The sequence below is a fragment of the Peterkaempfera griseoplana genome (assembly GCF_001418575.1).
In the GTDB taxonomy this organism is placed as follows: Bacteria; Actinomycetota; Actinomycetes; order Streptomycetales; family Streptomycetaceae; genus Peterkaempfera; species Peterkaempfera griseoplana.
Genome location: NZ_LIQR01000131.1, coordinates 1 through 15,791, shown reverse-complemented (window position 1 = coordinate 15,791; position 15,791 = coordinate 1). Strand labels below are relative to the sequence as shown.

The window sequence follows — 15,791 nt, the reverse complement described above, 5'->3', positions numbered from 1 at the left end:
GGCCGGGGCGGGGACTGGGTGCCCGCCGAGGTCGCCGCCTGGCCCGGGGGCGGCGAGCCGCAGCAGCCCCGCGTCGAGGTCGAGGGAGGCCCGGTCAGCGAGGCGGTGGCGGACGGCCTCGGGCGGTCCCCCCGGTCGCCCGGCGCCGGGCCGCGGCAGGTCGGCGGGTGGCAGGCCCGCGAGGAGTGAGGGGGGCTCGTCATAACCCTCGCGCTTCAGCCAGCCGCGCAGTCGCTGGTCGGCCAGGGCGGCGGTGTCGGCATGGCTGTGGCCGCTGACGACCACCATGCGATAGCGGGCGGCGGGTGGTTCTGCCTGGTCGGATGCGGTGTTCAGAGTCATTCGCTGGTCCTCCCGTGGTGCGGGGGTGGGGTCCGGCTGTCCTCCGTGGGTGGGGGTCGGATGGCGGTGCGGTGGCGGGAGCGGCGTCCCGTCCGTACCGATGGTGGGAGAACGCCGTCGCCCGGGGCAGGAGTTCCTGGCCCGGGCGACGGTCATCCGTTCGAGTGATCAGCGGCAGCACACGGGTGACCGCACCGGAACCGACAGCGGGCAGCCCGCCGGGACCAGACAGGTCACATGGAGCACCACCGGCGCGGCCCCCAGGTTGTGGCCGATATGGGCGTGCCCCGGTCCCCCTCCTCCACGAAGGCGGCACCGGCCGGGGTGGTCTCCACCGTTCCGTCGTGCAGCACGCGCGTCAGGGTGCCCGACTCGACGATCACCAGCACCTGCCCCGGGTGGTAGTGCCAGCCCGTGGCGCCTCCGGGCGCCATGGTCATCCGCCGCGCCACCACATCGGTACGGCCCCCGGATCTCACCGCAAGCCCGCCCGCGGAGGTGCCTCCGGCGAGTGTGACGGACCGCGTTCCGCCGCCCTGGTGCTGTAACAGCCTGCTGCTCTCCACGCACGCTCCTCCTGCTGCAAGGACTGCTGCCCGAAACGGAGCGGGCATCCGGCACGGCGGTGTGCCGGACGCCCATGCGACACGGCCGACATCGTCGGCGTCCGAGCAGGCTAACCCGCAGCCCGCAGCCCCTCCGGACCGGCTCCGCAGGCGGACTGACCAACCGTCACTTGCGCTCGGAGGGAACTGTGGAGTCGACCTCCACCTCGACATGGCTGCCGCCGACCGCCTCCGCGGCGGCGGTGCCGCCGGTGGCCTCGGCGAGCCAGGCGTGGAAGGCGGCGGTCTCCGGTTCGGGGACCCCGACCTCGATCCGGACCCCGCCCGCGTCGTACCGGACGTCCCGGACGGTGTGGCCCGCGGCGCGCAGATCGTTCTCCAGGCGCCCCGCCCTGGTGTGCCCGGTGGTCACGGCGAGCAGCGCGACCGGGCGCCGCTCGACGGTGCCCACCCGGTCAAGCGCCTCGGAGACGGCGGCCCCGTAGGCCCGGACCAGCCCTCCGGCACCCAGCAGCACCCCGCCGAAGTACCGGGTGACCACGGCCGCGGTGTCGGTGAGCCCGCGACGGCGCAGCACCTCCAGCATCGGCACCCCGGCCGTGCCGGCCGGCTCGCCGTCGTCACTGGAGCGCTCGCGCCGCTGCTCGTCACCGACGACAAGGGCGGTGCAGTTGTGCCGGGCGTCCCAGAACTCCTTGCGCACGGCCGCGATGAAGGCCTGCGCCTCCTCCTCGTCCGCGACCCTGGCCAGTGAGCAGATGAAGCGCGACTTCTTGACCTCGATCTCGTGCCGGCCCGATCCCTTCACGGTGAGACGGCGCTGCTGCTCGGACATGCCACCACCCTATGCGCAGCCGTCCCCGGCCGGATCCGGCGGGATCCGGCGGGCGACCGGCCGGATCCCGCCGGATACCCGGCCGGTGGCAGGTCCAGCACAAAACTTCAGTCAAATCTGCTCATCGATGGTCACCCAGCAGCCCCCACGCGTGATCGTCTCCTCCCTTGACGGCCTCCGGCCGTCGGCAGTACCCGCAGACCCACGCTGGGGAGGAACTGTTGTCAGCACCAACCCGCACCAGGCGGTGGCTCACGATCTGTGCCGCCGTCACCACCTCGATGCTGGTCGGCATACCCGTCGGCCATGCGTCGGACCCCACCGCAGGACAACCCTTCGGGGCCAGGCACCTGTCCCAGGCCGCCGGACACCGCGCCCAGGCGGCCCGGACACCGGGCGCCCTGCCCTCCCTGGCAGCCGCCGCCGACGCCGGTGAGGGCGGCGGCGACGGGGACGGCGGCGAGGCGGACGAGATCGCCGAGGGCGCGGCGCAGTACGCCGAGGCCCGCACCTCCCCCGGGACGATCGCGCCGGGCGCCTACAGCGCCGCCTGGTCCGCGCTCGAGGCCCTGCCGAGGACCGGCGGCCAGTGGGCCCATGTCACCGGCCTGCCGTACGACTCCGACGACCCCCGGTACCGCGACATCGACTCCAACTCCAGCGGCGGCGCCGGGCTCGTCACCGGCCGCACCGCCGCCCTGGCCGCCGACGGCGACGGCGACGTCTTCACCGGCAGTGCCGGCGGCGGCGTCTGGCGCTCCACCCGGGGCGGCGGCCACTGGCAGCCCATCAGCGACCGGCTGCCCACGCAGTCCACCGGCGCACTGGCCCTGGACCCGCAGGGCAGGCTCTGGCTGGGCACCGGCGAGGCCACCACCAACTCCGACGCCTACCAGGGCAGCGGGGTGTACGCACTGTCCGACCCCCGGCACGGCTCATTCGGCACCCGGGACCGGGTGGGCGGCGCCGAGCTGGAGAACACCACCATCCACCAGCTGCGTTTCGCGGGCGACCGGGTGTGGGCGGCCACCAGCAGCGGTGTGTGGAGCCACTCCACCCGCCGGCTGAGCGGCGCGTGGAAGCTGGAGTACGCCCCCAACCCCGACTACCTGCAGGGCGGCCCGAAGGCCGACGACCCCGACGCCCCGTACAAGAACATCGCCGATGACATCGCCGTCGACCCCCGCGACCCCTCCCGGGTGGTGCTCGCGATCGGCTGGCGCAGCGGTGACGACTACAACGGCTTCTACGCCAAGGCCCCCGGCGGCGGCTGGCAGCGGCTGACCGGCGGACTGGGAGAGCTGCCGACGGCGAGCGACGACGTGGGTGCGGTCACCTTCGCCCGGTCCGCCGACGGTTCCCGCTACTACGCGATCGACCAGTCCCCCCGGCAGCTGGCGACCGACCCCGACAGCTCGCTGGCCGGGATCTATGTGTCGCGCAGCGGCTCACCGTTCGGCCCCTGGCAGCGGATCGCCGACTACCCGACGCTGAGCGCGGCGGGCTCGGCCCTCACCAGCGACGGCTTCAAGCCCGGCGTCCAGGCCTGGTACAACCAGTTCCTCCAGGTCGACCCGGCCGACCCGGCGCATGTCTACGCGGGACTCGAGGAGGTCTTCGAGACCCGGGACGGCGGTGCGACCTGGTCGGCCGTCGGCCCGTACTGGAACTTCGACTTCGACTGCTGGTCCATCGACCCCTCCCGGCAGAGCGGCGACTGCCCCGCGACCACCCACCCCGACCAGCATGCGGTGGCGGTGGGCAGCTACCACGGCAGGAGCTACCTCTACGTCGGCAACGACGGCGGCGTCTACCGGCGGCCGCTGCACGGCACGGCGAACGCGGACGGCCACGCCACCGACTGGACGTCGCTCAACGACGGCACCATCGACACCCTGCAGTACTACTCGGTGGGCATCGGCCGCGACCGTGAGCACGGCGGTGTCTCGGTGAACGGCGGGCTCCAGGACAACGGGCAGTCGATGCTGCGCAGCGGCGACCGGGTGATGGGCTCCAACTTCGGCGGCGACGGCGGGGACACCCTCACCGACCCGCAGAACGGTTGCGACATCGCCCAGGAGTACGTCTACCTGGCGGTGCAGGTCACCCAGAACTGCGCGGCCAACGACGGCTCCTGGCTCACCGACCCCAGCCGGGCCACCTCCTGGTCCGTCGCCCCGCCCGACAACCAGGACGGCTCCGCCGGGGCCCGCTTCACCGCCCCGCTGGCCGCCGACGCCAAGGACAGCGCCACCTGGATCGCGGGCGGCCGCCATGTGTGGGTGCAGACCCACGGCTACGCCATCCGCAGCTCCGCCGAGTGGACCAGCGCCTTCGACCTGGGCGAGGGCCATGTGGCCACGGCGGTCGCCGCCTCCGGCGGCCGGGTGTACGCCGCGTGGTGCGGCCCCTGCAACAACCAGGGGTTCGCCCGCGGCATCGCGGTGGGCAACGCCGACGGTACGGGCTGGCACCAGCTGAACCTCCCGGTCGACGGGACGGTGCCCAACCGCTACCTCTCCGGCTTCGCCGTCGACCCCGGGAACGCCGACCACGTCTACCTGGCGGTCAACGGCTTCTCCCGGCACTGGACGGAGGGCCCCGGCGCCGGTGTCGGCCATGTCTTCGAGTCCTGGAACGGCGGATCGAGCTGGAAGGACATCTCCCGCAACCTGCCCGACGTGCCTGCCGACTCCCTGCTGGCGCTGCCCGGCGGCGGCCTGGTGCTGGCCACCGACCTCGGCGTGGTCTACCGGGCGCCGGGCGGCACGGGCTGGAAGGCGGTCGGGCAGCTGCCGGCCGTCGCCGTGCTCCAGGTGAAGGCCGGGCCCGACGGACGGCTCTACGCGGCCACCCACGGGCGCGGGATCTGGTCGATGTCGCTGGCCTCCCTGCACTGATCCGGGGCGGCACTGATCCGGCGGTGCTGATGCGACGGTCCTGAACGGGCGGCGCCGATCCTGGCGGTCCGCCCGGGGTGGTCCGCCCGCGGTCCGCCCTGTTGGACACCGGCCGTGCACAACTGCCGGCCACGGCCCCGCGCCGCCCCACGGCGGCACGGGGCCGTCACCGTTCCCGGCGTCAGACGCCGGGAACGGTCCCACGCCCGGCGAGCGACTCCAGCTCCGCCCGGTCCAGGCCGCACGCCCCGGCGACCTCCGCGCCGTCCAGGGCCCCGCAGTCCAGGCCGCGCAGCAGGTGGCCGCTGAGCGCCCTGGCGGTGGCGGGCTCGTCGAGCACACCGCCCGCGGCGCCGGACAGATACGCCGCGAGGCGCCGCCCGGCGGCTCCCAGTCCCTCGCGGTAGAAGGCGTAGACGGCCGCGTAGCGGGTCGGCAGCTGGCCGGGGTGCATGTCCCAGCCCTGGTAGTAGGCGCGTTCCAGGGACCGCCGGACCAGCCCGTGGTGCAGCCGCCAGGCCGCGTGGACCTCCTCGGTGGTGCCGACCGGCAGCACATTGGTGGAGCCGTCCGAGAGGCGGACCCCGGTGCCTGCTGCGGCCACCTGCATCACGGCCTTGGCGTAGTCGGCCGCCGGATGGTCGGGGCGCTGCTGGGCGGGCCCGACACCGCACGCGGCGCTGTAGTCGAAGGTGCCGTAGTGCAGCCCGGTGCAGCGGCCGTCCGCGGCGTCGATGAGGCGGGCGACGGTGGCCCGGCCGTCGGCCCCCAGGATCGACTGGGTGGTCTCGATCTGGATCTCGAACCCGATCCGCCGGTCCGGGAGTCCGGCCGCCCGCTCGAACCCCTCGCAGAGCCGGGCCATGGCGGCCGCCTGCCCGGGGTGGGTGACCTTGGGCAGGGTGAGCCGCAGTCCGGCCGGAAGGGCTCCGGAGGCGTCCAGCAGCGCGGTGAGGAAGAGGTCCAGGGTGCGGATGCCGCGTGTGCGCACCCCGGCCTCCAGGCACTTGACGCGGACGCCCGCATACGGCGGCCCGGTCCCGTCGGCCGCGGCGGCGGCCACCAGGCGGGCGGTGCGCACCGCGTCGGCGTCCTCCTCGGCGTCGGGGCGGTGACCGTAGCCGTCCTCGAAGTCGATGCGCAGATCCTCCACCGGCTCGCGGGCCAGCTTGGCCCGGACCCGGGCGTGGACCTCGGCGGCGAGTCCGCCGCCGGGCACGCCCAGGGCGGCGGCGAAGGCCCCCGGAGTGGGCGCGTGGGCGTCCATGGCCTCCAGCGCCTGGCTGCCCCAGCTCCGTACGGTCTCCGCGTCGAAGCGGTCGGCGGGCACATAGACCGTGTGCACCGGCTGGCGGCTGCCGGGGTCACCGGGATAGCGGCGTGCCAGTTCGGCGTCGGCCTCGGCGAGGGAGGTGTCCACCTCCGCGAGCAGCGCCGCGGGGAGCGTCGTACGGCCGCGCGCCTGATGCTGCGTCATCCGCGCCACCCCTCCGGGGTTCAACAGTCTGTTGAACCGTCGACGCTAGCCACCGCCGGCTGCGCCGTCAACGGTGAACCCTTCGCCGGTGCGCCGCGTCATCCGTGCAGCAGTACGCCGCCGCCGGGCCGGTACGCCGCCGGGCGGCCCCCTCCGAGGATCCGAGGAGCCATGGCCACCAGCCGCGTTCTTCCGCTGACCGACGAGGACGTCGCCGAGATCGGCCCGTACCGGGTCCTGGGCCGGCTCGGCGCGGGCGGCATGGGCATTGTCTACGCCGGAGCCGACCGGGAGGGCCGCCGGGTCGCGGTCAAGGTGGTCCGCGCGGAGATCGCCGACGATCCGTCGTTCCGCGCCCGCTTCCGGCGCGAGGTGGACCTGCTGCGCCGGGTGACCGGACCGTGCCTGGTCCCGCTGCTGGGAGCGGACACCGACACCGCCCGCCCCTGGCTGGCCACCGAGTACGTGGCCGGACCGACCCTGCACGACCAGCTGGCCCACCACGGGGCGCTGCGGGGCGGCACGCTGCCGGCGCTGGCCGCCGGGGTGGCCGGCGCGCTGGCCGGAGTGCATGCGGCGGGCGTGGTGCACCGCGACCTCAAGCCGGGCAACGTGATCCTGGCCGAACGCGGCCCGCGCGTCCTGGACTTCGGCATCGCCCACGTCCTCGACGAGACCGCCATCACCCGCACCGGGGGCTGGACCGGCACGCCCGGCTGGACCAGCCCTGAGGAGTACCGCGGCGAACGGACCGGCACCGCCGCCGACGTCTTCGCCTGGGGAGCCCTGACGGCGTACGCGGCCACCGGCCGGCCGCCCTTCGGCCGCGGCGCACCGGACGCGGTCGCCTACCGCATCATGCGCGAGGAGGCCGACACCACGGGTGTCCCTCCCGGGCTGCTGCCGCTGGTGCGGGCCGCCCTGGACAAGTCACCGGCACGGCGGCCCACCGCTGCGGAACTGGTGGAGGCGTGCCTACGGCTGCTGGCTGGAGGGCCGGCCCCGCACCCGGGCGGGGCGGGCTTCGGTGCGGACGCGCTGGAGGCGGCGATCGCCGCCCACTGGTCCGTCCCGTCGGCCTCGTCGGCTTATGGGGGGCCGTCCAGTCCGTCCGCCCTGGAACCCGGCTGGGACCGCGCCACACCGGGGCTGAGCGTCCCGCTTCGCCGCCCGGGCCGGCCCCGGCTGTCCGCCGCGGTCGCCACCCTGGTGCTGCTGGCGGGCGGCGGGGTGGGCTACACGGTCGTCAACGGCTCCGCAGGGACCGGCCGGGCGGCCGCCCGGCCGCCAGGGGCGGGCGCGCCCGCCGTGCCACCACCGACCGGCGGGGGCACCCCGACGGCGGTGCACAGCGGCGGCGGTTCCGGGGCGGCGGCCGCCGGGCGTGAGGTCTCCGGGCTGGACCCGGCGGTCGCCGTCTCGGGCCGTTTCGGCAGCAAGGCCGGGCTCACCCTGCCGGACCGGCCGCCGCAGGACGAGCGGTTCGACGTCTCCACGGTGAGCGAGGGCGCCGGGCGCACGGTACGGCGGCAGGACTGGGTCACCGTCGACTACACGGCGGCGGACTGGACCGCGGGCAGGTCCGTCCCCAGCTCCTACGACCCCGGGGAGCGCCCCCAGGTCTTCCAGGTCGGCGCAGGCCAGGTGATCGACGCCCTGGAGCGCAGCGTGGCCGGCCAACGGGTGGGCAGCAGGTTGCTGGTCGTGGCACCACCCGAGGACGCCTTCGGCAGCAAGGGCAGTGCCGCCCTGGGGGTGGGGCCGGGCGCCACACTGGTCTTCGTCCTGGACATCAGGGCGGCGGTGCCGCCCGGCGGCGCACCCTAGCTCCGCCGTGGCTCCGGCGGGGGCGGCCGCAGCCCCGGGCCGACCCGGGCACGGGGGTGACTGTCAGTGGCGTGCTCTATACGTGGTGTTCCGACGATCCGCCGGACGACGGGGGGACACGACGATGGCGGAATCCCTGCCCTGCCCTGAGGGCGAGCTCCATCGCACCTACTACACGCTGGCCGCCCTGCGGGCCCGCGGCTGGACCGCGTCGATGGTCCGCGACCTGCTGGGCGAGCCGGACGCCCAGGGCCGCAGCCCGTTCTACGGTGCGGCCGCACCGACCCGGATGTTCGCCATCGGACGGGTCGAGTCCGCCGAGGGCACCGTGGAGTTCGCCCGGGCGCTGGCGGCTGCCGCACGCCGCTCGGCCGCCGCCCGGGAGGCCGCGGCACGCCGCCGCAAGGCGGTGCTGGACCGGATCACGACCGAGCCGGTCGAGGTGCCGAGGCTCAGCCGGGGCGAGCTCGCCGAGGAGGCGGTACGGCACCGCAACCGCCGCGACCAGGAACGCGTCTGGCACCGGCCGGGGCACATCCCCGACCCGGCCGCGGTCGCCACCACGGACGCCGCCACCATGGCCCGCTGGCAGGTCGACTATCTGCGCCACCGGCTCACCCGCTACGACGCCCTGATGGACGGCCTCTACGGCGGTGCGGGCCGCACCGAGGCCGCCCAGCTGCTGCGGGCGAGGCTGCACGACGCCATCGCCAGGGCCTATCCGGAGCTGGCGGCCGAGTGCCGCCGCCAGCTGGCCGGGAGGTGAGGCGGATGCAACTGCTGTCCCTACTGTCGCTCCAGCGCCGCGTAGCGCTCCTGGAGCTGGGGCCAGAACCGGCGGAGATGGCTGTCGTTGACCGGGGGCACGCCCCGGCCCCGGAGGTACTGGCTGAGGCGGTAGTGGTCGGGGTCCCTGCCGTAGTAGTCGATGTAGGCGACCAGGCCGTCGAGGTAGATCTCCAGCCACTCGTCGTCGCTCACCGGCAGCGGTTCGGGTTCCGGCTCGGCGAGCGGCTCCGGCTCGGGTTCCGGCTGCGGTTCGGGTTCGGACTGCGGCTGTGGTGCGGTCTGGGGAAGTGGCTCGGGTTGCGGCGCTGCGGCGGCCGGCGGCTCGGGGACCCGCAGCGGCCGCCGGCCGTTGGAGGACGGCACCACGGGCAGCTCGGCCTCGGGCTCGAACGCGAACTCGGCCTCGAACTCGGCCTGGTGACCGGGCTGGGCGAGGAGGGCCAGATCCGGCTCCGGCTGGAGGGCCGGGGGCTGCTGCTCCGGCAGCGGCCCCCGTACGTCCCGTACGGGCCCTGCCGGGCCGCTGCGCTGCCCGGGGATGGGCAGTGTCTGCTCCACCGCGGCCAGCGGCTCCCAGTGCAGGGCCGGGGCGGTCTCGGCCGGTGCCCGCTCCGCGGCGGGCGCCGAGTCCAGCGGCACCCCGTAGCGGGCCAGTTTCAACGGCAGCAGGGCGTCGATCGGCGCGGAGCGGCGCCAGTTGCGGCCGTAGCGGGCACGCAGCCGGGCCCGGTAGACCAGGCGGTTCTGCTCATGGCGCACCACCTCGTCGTAGGAGCGCAGCTCCCACAGCTTCATCCGGCGCCACAGCCGGAAGGTGGGGATCGGTGCCAGCAGCCAGCGGACCAGCCGCACCGACTCCATGTGCCGGTCCGCGGTGATGTCCGCGATCCGGCCGACGGCGTGCCGGGCCGCCTCGACCACCACCACGAAGAGCACCGGGATCGCGGCGTGCATCCCCATGCCCAGCGGATCGGGGTAGGAGGCCGCGGCGTTGAAGACCACGGTGGCGCCGGTGAGCAGCCATGCCGTCTGCCGCAGCAGCGGGAAGGGGATGCGCAGCCAGGTGAGGACCAGGTCCAGCGCCAGCAGCACCACGATCCCGGCGTCGATGCCGACCGGGAAGGCGTAGGCGAAGGTGCCGAAGCCCTTGCGCACCGCCAACTCACGCACCGCGTTGTAGGAACCGGCGAATCCGATACCGGCGATCAGGCAGGCGCCGGCGGCCACCAGGCCTATCAGTACGCGATGCGCGCGGGTTATCGAGGGACGTGCCACGGCGCTCTCATCCTCCGGGTCTCGGCGGCACCGGACGGGACAGCTTGCCACACCCCGGCGTCCGCGCGGTGGCGGGCGTCCCGTCCGGAGCCCTCGGGCTCAGCCCGGGTAGCGGTCGGCACCGGGTCCCGGCTCGGCGCCGGAGCCGTCGTCCGCGGGGTGGAACTGCGCGGAGAAGTCGTCCGCCAGCTCCGCGATGGTGCCGCGGCCCTCGGTGACGGCCAGCCAGTCGGCGGGCAGCCGTACGTCGCCGTGGTGTGCACCGAGCAGATTGCCGCAGACCGATCCGGTGGAGTCGCTGTCCCCGGAGTGGTTGACGGAGAGCAGCAGCGCCTCCCGCACGGTCCGGGCGGCCAGGGCGCAGTACACCGCGATGGCCAGCGCCTCCTCGGCGATCCAGCCGGCGCCCAGCGACTGCACCTTCTCCGCGGTGGGTCCGCCCTCGGCGGCGAGGCGGAGGGCGGTGCGCAGGGCATCGGTGGTCTCCTCGTGGCCGGGGTGCCGGCCGAGCAGTTCCATGGCCCGCAGCACGGCGCCCTCCAGGGAGTCTCCGTCCAGCAGGTGGGTGGTGATCGCCGCCAGTGCGGCGGCGGCGTAGTAACCGGTGGGGTGTCCATGGGTGATCTGGGCGCACCGCCCCGCCAGGGTGAAGGCGCGCTCGGCGGGCAGGCCGGTCAGGCCGAAGGGTGCGGAGCGCATCACGGTGCCGCAGCCCTTGGAGCCGGAGTTCACCGGACCGGGGCGGCCGTCCAGGGCGGCGTAGGGGTCCGGTACATGGCGGGACCGCAGGCCGGACAGGCAGGCGTTGCCCGGCGCCCGCCGGGCGTACAGCCACTCCTGCTGCCGCAGCCAGCCGGAGCGCACGTCGGCGTCCCCCGCCTCGACGGGCTGCGGTGCGCGGTGCTCCTGGGTCTCCAGCCAGCGCAGGTAGGAGTGACGCATCATGCTGGTCTCGGCGCCGCCGATGCCCTTGGCCGCCTCCCGTATCCGGGCCCGGATCAGGGCCTCCGCGGTGAAGAGGGTCATCTGCGTGTCGTCGGTGACCCTGCCCACCACCCCCTGGCCGTCGCGGACCGGACCGGTGACGCCCGCCTCGCCGTAGGTGTCGCGAATACCGGCCAGCGAGCGGAACTCCACGGGGTTGCCCAGTGCGTCGCCGACGGCCCCGCCCAGCAGGCACCCCCGGATCCGCGCCCGCCTGACCACCAGTTCGTCCCAGGACCTCTGCACCATCGTCCGCTTCCCCTCGTGGCAGTGACTCCGGCGCAGGATCATGCCAGGGACCACGGACACCCTGTCTCCGCAATTCCGGGGACAGGCAGAATGGTCGTCCATGACCTCGCACCCGGGCACGCTCCCGCGCCTGCGCCCGCTCGCCGACAATCTGCACCTCTGGACGCCGACCCCCTCCACAGGCTGGGGACTGGCCAACTGCGGGCTGGTGATATGCCCGCGCGGCCGCTCCGCGGCCTGGATCGACAGCCCCTACGACCGGGCGATGGCGACCAGCTTCCTGGAGCTGGGACGGCCGCTGCTGGCCGAGGGCGCCTCGATCGACCGGGTCATCGTGACCCATGGCAACGGCGACCATCTCTGGGGGGCCGAGGTCGTTCCCGACGCGGAGATCATCTCCACCCGGGAGACCCTCGGCCACATCGACCACGAGCCCGACCCGGCCCAGTTGCACGCCCTGGTGCAGAACCTGGACCCGGAGACGGTGCTGGGCTGGTACGTCAAGCGCAGCTTCGGGCGGTTCGACTGGAAGGGGACCGAGGTCCGCAGGCCCACCACGGTCTTCACCGGGGAGCTGGAGCTGCGGGTCGGGGAGGTCCCGCTGCATCTCATCGGTCTGCCGCCGGCGCACACCGCCGGGGATCTGCTGGTCCATCTGCCGCAGCAGCGCACGGTCTTCACCGGCGACGTGATCTTCTCCCACACCGACGAGCAGCCCGGCGACCACCCGGTGCACTGGGCGGGGCCGCTGGCCAATGTGGTGTCTGCCTGCGAGCGGGCCCTGGCCACCGGCGCGGAGACTTTCGTACCCGGTCACGGCCCGGTGCTCGACCGGGAGGGGGTGCACCGCCACATCGCGTATCTCGACCAGGTCCGCGAGCAGGCCCACCGGCTGCACGCCGCGGGAGTGCCCGCGCTGGAGGCGGCCCGGCGGATCATCGGCGAGGTCCACCGCCCGGGGATGTCGTTGCCCGAGCGTCTGGTGGTCACGGTCGGCACCGAGTACCGGCATCTGGACGGCGCAGCAGGGTTCCCCGACATGCTGCTGACCATGGGCCAGGTGGCGCAGGCGGCGTGGGAGCTGGAGCACCCGGGTCTGCCCGCGCCCCGCTCGTCCGGTCAGCCGGCCACCGACCGACAGGGCTGACACCGCCGACGGGGCGGGCGGCACATCGGCCCCGTGCGTGTTCGGGCCCGTTGGATGCGTTCGGGGTTCGTACCTGTGGGTTCGTACCTTTCGGGTCCGTACCTGTTCCGATCCTCGGGCTCCGCGGGCCTTCGGGCCCGCACGCCCCCGGCCCGCAACCTTGGGGCCCGGGGGCCGGCAGGCCTTCCGACTCGGCAAGCCTTCGGACCCGCCCGTGGCGGGCGGGTCCGAAGGCGCTGTTCACCGTAGGCCCGGTTCAGCGAGCCTTGTTCAGCCGGCCCCGTTCAGCAGGCGGTCCAGTCGCGGTGGGCGTTGTTGTAGGCGCAGGTGTCCTGGACCGCACCGGAAGCGCGCTTGAGGGTGGCCTTGTCCCTGTCGTTGTTCCAGACGTAGGCCCGGCGCTGCTGGTACAGGTTGGCCGCGGTGTTGCGGCCCTGGCCGGTGTGCACCGTGACGGTGCGGCCCGCCTTCAGGGTGAAGGAGGGGAAGACATAGCGGTGCCGGGAGGCGTCCACCAGGGTCCAGCCGTGCAGGTTGACCGACTTGGAAGTGGAGTTCTTGATCTGGACGTACTCGGCGTTGAGGCTCTGGTTGGAGCGGGTGTCCTTACCCGGGCTGTCGTAGTAGATCTTGGTCAGGTGCACCGATCCGGCGGCCTCGGCCGGACCGGCGGACAGCAGGCCGGCCACCCCCACGGCGATGGAGACGGCGACGGCGGATATACGGCTGGTCTTCACTCTGCGGCTCTGCCCTTCATGGAATCTCCACAACTGGTCGCGACCGAGAGCTTAACGCCTTTCAAAACAGCTCGTACACCACATGCGTGAACTTGACTCAGTTCACGACGACCCGCCGGCGGCACTCTTCAGCGAGTGGCCGACAAAGGCGAAGGCCTCCGGCATGATCCTGCGCCAGAAACCGTCCGTGTGCTCCCCCCGAGGGAAGTGCCGCTCCACCGCTCCACCGCGATCGGCCAGCGTGCGGGCTGCTGCACAGAAGGGGTCCTCGGTGCCGCACCACACCCCGAGCCGCCGGCCGCGGGGACGGGCCAGGGCCAGCAGGGGCTCATGGGCCTGCCAGTCGGCCTCGTCGTTGTAGCCACCGGTGGTGGCCGCGTCGGCCCAGGTACGGAAGACCGCCGGGCTGACGGCCGCGACCGCGTCCACCGCACCGCCCCGGCCCAGGGCGTACTGCAGAGCCCCGGAGCCGCCCATCGAGATCCCGAGCGCCGCACGCGGCACCCCCGCCGTGGCGCGGCTCAGCCCACGGGCCCGCAGCCACCCCGGCACCTCCTCCAGCAACATCCGCTGCGGATCGTCCCCGGCGGAACGCCGGTGCCAGTAGCTGTTGTCACCGCCGTCCAGCGCCACCAGCGCGAAGGGCGGTACGCCGTGGGCAACCGCCGCCGCCAGGAACTGCGGCATCCCCAGCTCCACCATCGTCCGTGCGTCGCCGCCCCGTCCGTGCAGCACCAGGCAGACCGGCAGGGCGGCGGGGTCGGCTCCGGGCGGCACCATGGTGACCAGCTTGACCTCGCTGCCGCGCGCCCGGGAGCGGACCGTGGAGGTGTGCACCGGCCCGGGGGTGACGGCCGGTACGGTCCCGTCCGGGCCGGTGAGTCCGAGCGCCCGCCGCAGCGGCACACCGCCCGGCAGCAGATCCTCGACCATCGCCGCGCCCGCCCCGCCGCCCAGCAGTACCGCGCCGCCGAGCGCGGCCAGCAGCACCCCGCGTCTGCCCGGTCCCCGCCGCCCTGTGTCCGCTGCCGCGCCCCGAGCGCTGTCGACCTCGCCTGTCTGCATGACGGCCCTCCCCGTGTCCCATCGAGCAACGCGCAGATCATGCCATCAGCGGCCGACGGACGGCGCACCCACTCAGCCCTGCCCGGGTGCGGCCGGCCCCTGGTCCGGCTCGGCGGCGTCCAGCAGCGGCGGCTCGCCCCTGAGGTGCGGCGGGGCGAAGAGACGCAGCACGTGATAACCGGCGATGGTGACGATGGTGCCCAGCGGGATCCCGTTGAGGGCGAAGTCACTGGTGAAGCGGAGCGAGACATCGCCGATCCCGATGATGACGCCCGCGGCGATGGGGACCAGATTGAGCGGATTGCCGAAGTCGACCGCGTTCTCGTGCCAGATCTTGGCGCCCAGCAGCCCGATCATGCCGTAGAGCACCACGGTGATCCCGCCCAGCACCCCGCCCGGGGTGGCGGCCACGACGGCGCCGAACTTGGGGCAGAGTCCGCAGAGGATGGCGAAGAGCGCGGCGCACAGGTACGCCGCGGTGGAGTAGACGCGGGTGGCGGCCATGACGCCGATGTTCTCGGCGTAGGTGGTGGTCGCCGGACCGCCGGCAGCCGTGGCCAGCATGCTGGCGGTGCCGTCGGCGGCGATGGCCCGGCCAAGGTCCGGATCCAGGTCGTCGCCGGTCATCTCGGCCACCGCCTTGACGTGTCCGGCGTTCTCGGCGATGAGGGCGACGACCACGGGGAGCGCCAGCAGCACCGCGGAGAACCTGAAGTCGGGTCCGTGCAGCGAGGGCAGGCCGAACCAGTCGGCCGTACGGACACCGCTGAGGTCCACCCGCCAGTGGTCGGTGAGCTGTCCGGCGGCGTTCGCCGAGTGGATCCGGCCGAACGCCCGGTCCAGGACCCAGGAGAGCAGATAGCCGAAGATCAGGCCCAGGAAGACGGCGACGCGCGACCAGAAGCCCCGTGCCACCACCATGGCGCCGATGGTGAAGGCCATGGTCAGCAGCGCCACCCACTGGTCCTGCGGCCAGTAGGTCCTGGCCACCACCGGCGCCAGGTTGAAGCCGATGATCATCACCACCGCCCCGGTGACCACGGGCGGCAGCACCGCGTGCACCACGTGGGCGCCCAGCGCGTGGACGGCCAGTCCGGCCGCCAGCAGCACCACGGCGACCNNACCCCGACGAAGGAGAGGCTGCTGCCCAGATAGCTGGGGATACGGCCGCGGGTGATCAGCAGGAAGACGATGGTGGCGACACCGGAGAGCAGCACCGCCAGGTTGGGGTTCATGCCCATCAGTACGGGAGCCACGAAGGTCGCCCCGAACATCGCCACCACATGCTGGGCGCCGAGTCCGGCGGTGCGGGGCCAGGACAGCCGCTCCCCCGGCCGGACGACCTCACCGGGGCCCAGGGTCTTGCCGTCCCCATGGAGTTTCCAGCCGAGGCCGCGCCCCATGTGCTGTCCCTTCGCCGCGTTCGACCTGGTCGCCCTGTGGACCACCGTTCGATCGTCGGCCATGCCCGCCGGACGGCCCACCCGACCCGCCCTACCGGCGCGGCTCACCCACCCGGCGGCGGTACCCGGCCGCCCGGCCGGCGCTCTCGCACCCTCCCGGAGCCCGGCCCGTCCGCCTCGGCGCCCGGCGCCCGC

Annotated in this window: 12 protein-coding genes and 2 pseudogenes; 4 read left to right on the top strand and 10 right to left on the bottom strand. The window is 74.0% G+C overall.

What is annotated here, in order from left to right:
* The 3 genes from AOK09_RS11100 to AOK09_RS11090 form a co-directional block, all read right to left on the bottom strand.
* The coding region (locus tag AOK09_RS11100; RefSeq protein ID WP_407675389.1) for a hypothetical protein at positions 1-342 on the bottom strand (342 nt) is incomplete at its 3' end.
* 233 nt (positions 343-575) lie between these two features.
* Positions 576-782 carry a cupin domain-containing protein gene (locus AOK09_RS41955; protein ID WP_245687235.1) on the bottom strand — a complete coding sequence of 69 codons (207 nt, stop codon included), beginning with the start codon at positions 780-782 and terminating at the stop codon, positions 576-578.
* Positions 783-1,074: 292 nt separating this feature from the next.
* The gene (locus tag AOK09_RS11090) at positions 1,075-1,743 is read right to left on the bottom strand and encodes a YigZ family protein (protein ID WP_055586981.1); all 669 of its coding nucleotides are present in this window, start codon (positions 1,741-1,743) and stop codon (positions 1,075-1,077) included.
* Positions 1,744-1,964: 221 nt separating this feature from the next.
* Here AOK09_RS11090 and AOK09_RS11085 point away from each other — a divergent pair, with 221 nt between their 5' ends.
* The gene (locus tag AOK09_RS11085) at positions 1,965-4,643 is read left to right on the top strand and encodes a beta propeller repeat protein (RefSeq protein ID WP_055586980.1); all 2,679 of its coding nucleotides are present in this window, start codon (positions 1,965-1,967) and stop codon (positions 4,641-4,643) included.
* 181 nt (positions 4,644-4,824) lie between these two features.
* On the opposite strand, the gene AOK09_RS11080 is transcribed toward AOK09_RS11085, so the two are convergent.
* A complete protein-coding gene (locus tag AOK09_RS11080; RefSeq protein ID WP_055586979.1) occupies positions 4,825-6,120 on the bottom strand; it encodes a DUF6986 family protein in 1,296 nt (431 codons plus the stop codon).
* Between the two features lie 171 nt (positions 6,121-6,291).
* On the opposite strand from AOK09_RS11080, the gene AOK09_RS11075 reads away from it, so the two are divergent.
* On the top strand, positions 6,292-7,947 hold the full coding sequence (locus AOK09_RS11075) for a protein kinase domain-containing protein (protein WP_055586978.1): 1,656 nt from the start codon (positions 6,292-6,294) through the stop codon (positions 7,945-7,947).
* A gap of 124 nt (positions 7,948-8,071) precedes the next feature.
* On the top strand, positions 8,072-8,713 hold the full coding sequence (locus AOK09_RS11070; RefSeq protein ID WP_055586977.1) for a hypothetical protein: 642 nt from the start codon (positions 8,072-8,074) through the stop codon (positions 8,711-8,713).
* A gap of 20 nt (positions 8,714-8,733) precedes the next feature.
* Here the strand turns inward: AOK09_RS11070 and AOK09_RS11065 are convergent, their stop codons facing one another.
* Positions 8,734-10,011 carry a DUF2637 domain-containing protein gene (locus tag AOK09_RS11065; protein ID WP_175609286.1) on the bottom strand — a complete coding sequence of 426 codons (1,278 nt, stop codon included), beginning with the start codon at positions 10,009-10,011 and terminating at the stop codon, positions 8,734-8,736.
* Between the two features lie 99 nt (positions 10,012-10,110).
* On the bottom strand, positions 10,111-11,244 hold the full coding sequence (locus AOK09_RS11060) for an ADP-ribosylglycohydrolase family protein (RefSeq protein WP_055586976.1): 1,134 nt from the start codon (positions 11,242-11,244) through the stop codon (positions 10,111-10,113).
* 100 nt (positions 11,245-11,344) lie between these two features.
* Between AOK09_RS11060 and AOK09_RS11055 the strand changes: the two genes are divergently transcribed.
* Positions 11,345-12,391 carry an MBL fold metallo-hydrolase gene (locus tag AOK09_RS11055; protein ID WP_055586975.1) on the top strand — a complete coding sequence of 349 codons (1,047 nt, stop codon included), beginning with the start codon at positions 11,345-11,347 and terminating at the stop codon, positions 12,389-12,391.
* Positions 12,392-12,675: 284 nt separating this feature from the next.
* On the opposite strand, the gene AOK09_RS11050 is transcribed toward AOK09_RS11055, so the two are convergent.
* From AOK09_RS11050 to AOK09_RS41950, 4 genes and pseudogenes are all read right to left on the bottom strand, one after another.
* A complete protein-coding gene (locus tag AOK09_RS11050) occupies positions 12,676-13,128 on the bottom strand; it encodes a lamin tail domain-containing protein (protein ID WP_079062946.1) in 453 nt (150 codons plus the stop codon).
* Positions 13,129-13,230: 102 nt separating this feature from the next.
* Complete coding sequence (locus AOK09_RS11045) at positions 13,231-14,193, bottom strand: alpha/beta hydrolase (RefSeq protein WP_063795922.1); 963 nt, start codon at positions 14,191-14,193, stop codon at positions 13,231-13,233.
* Positions 14,194-14,265: 72 nt separating this feature from the next.
* Positions 14,266-15,313 (bottom strand): annotated as a pseudogene (locus tag AOK09_RS11040) (uracil-xanthine permease family protein); the annotation flags it as partial.
* Positions 15,314-15,315: 2 nt separating this feature from the next.
* Positions 15,316-15,596 (bottom strand): annotated as a pseudogene (locus AOK09_RS41950) (solute carrier family 23 protein); the annotation flags it as partial.
* Positions 15,597-15,791: the final 195 nt, after the last annotated feature.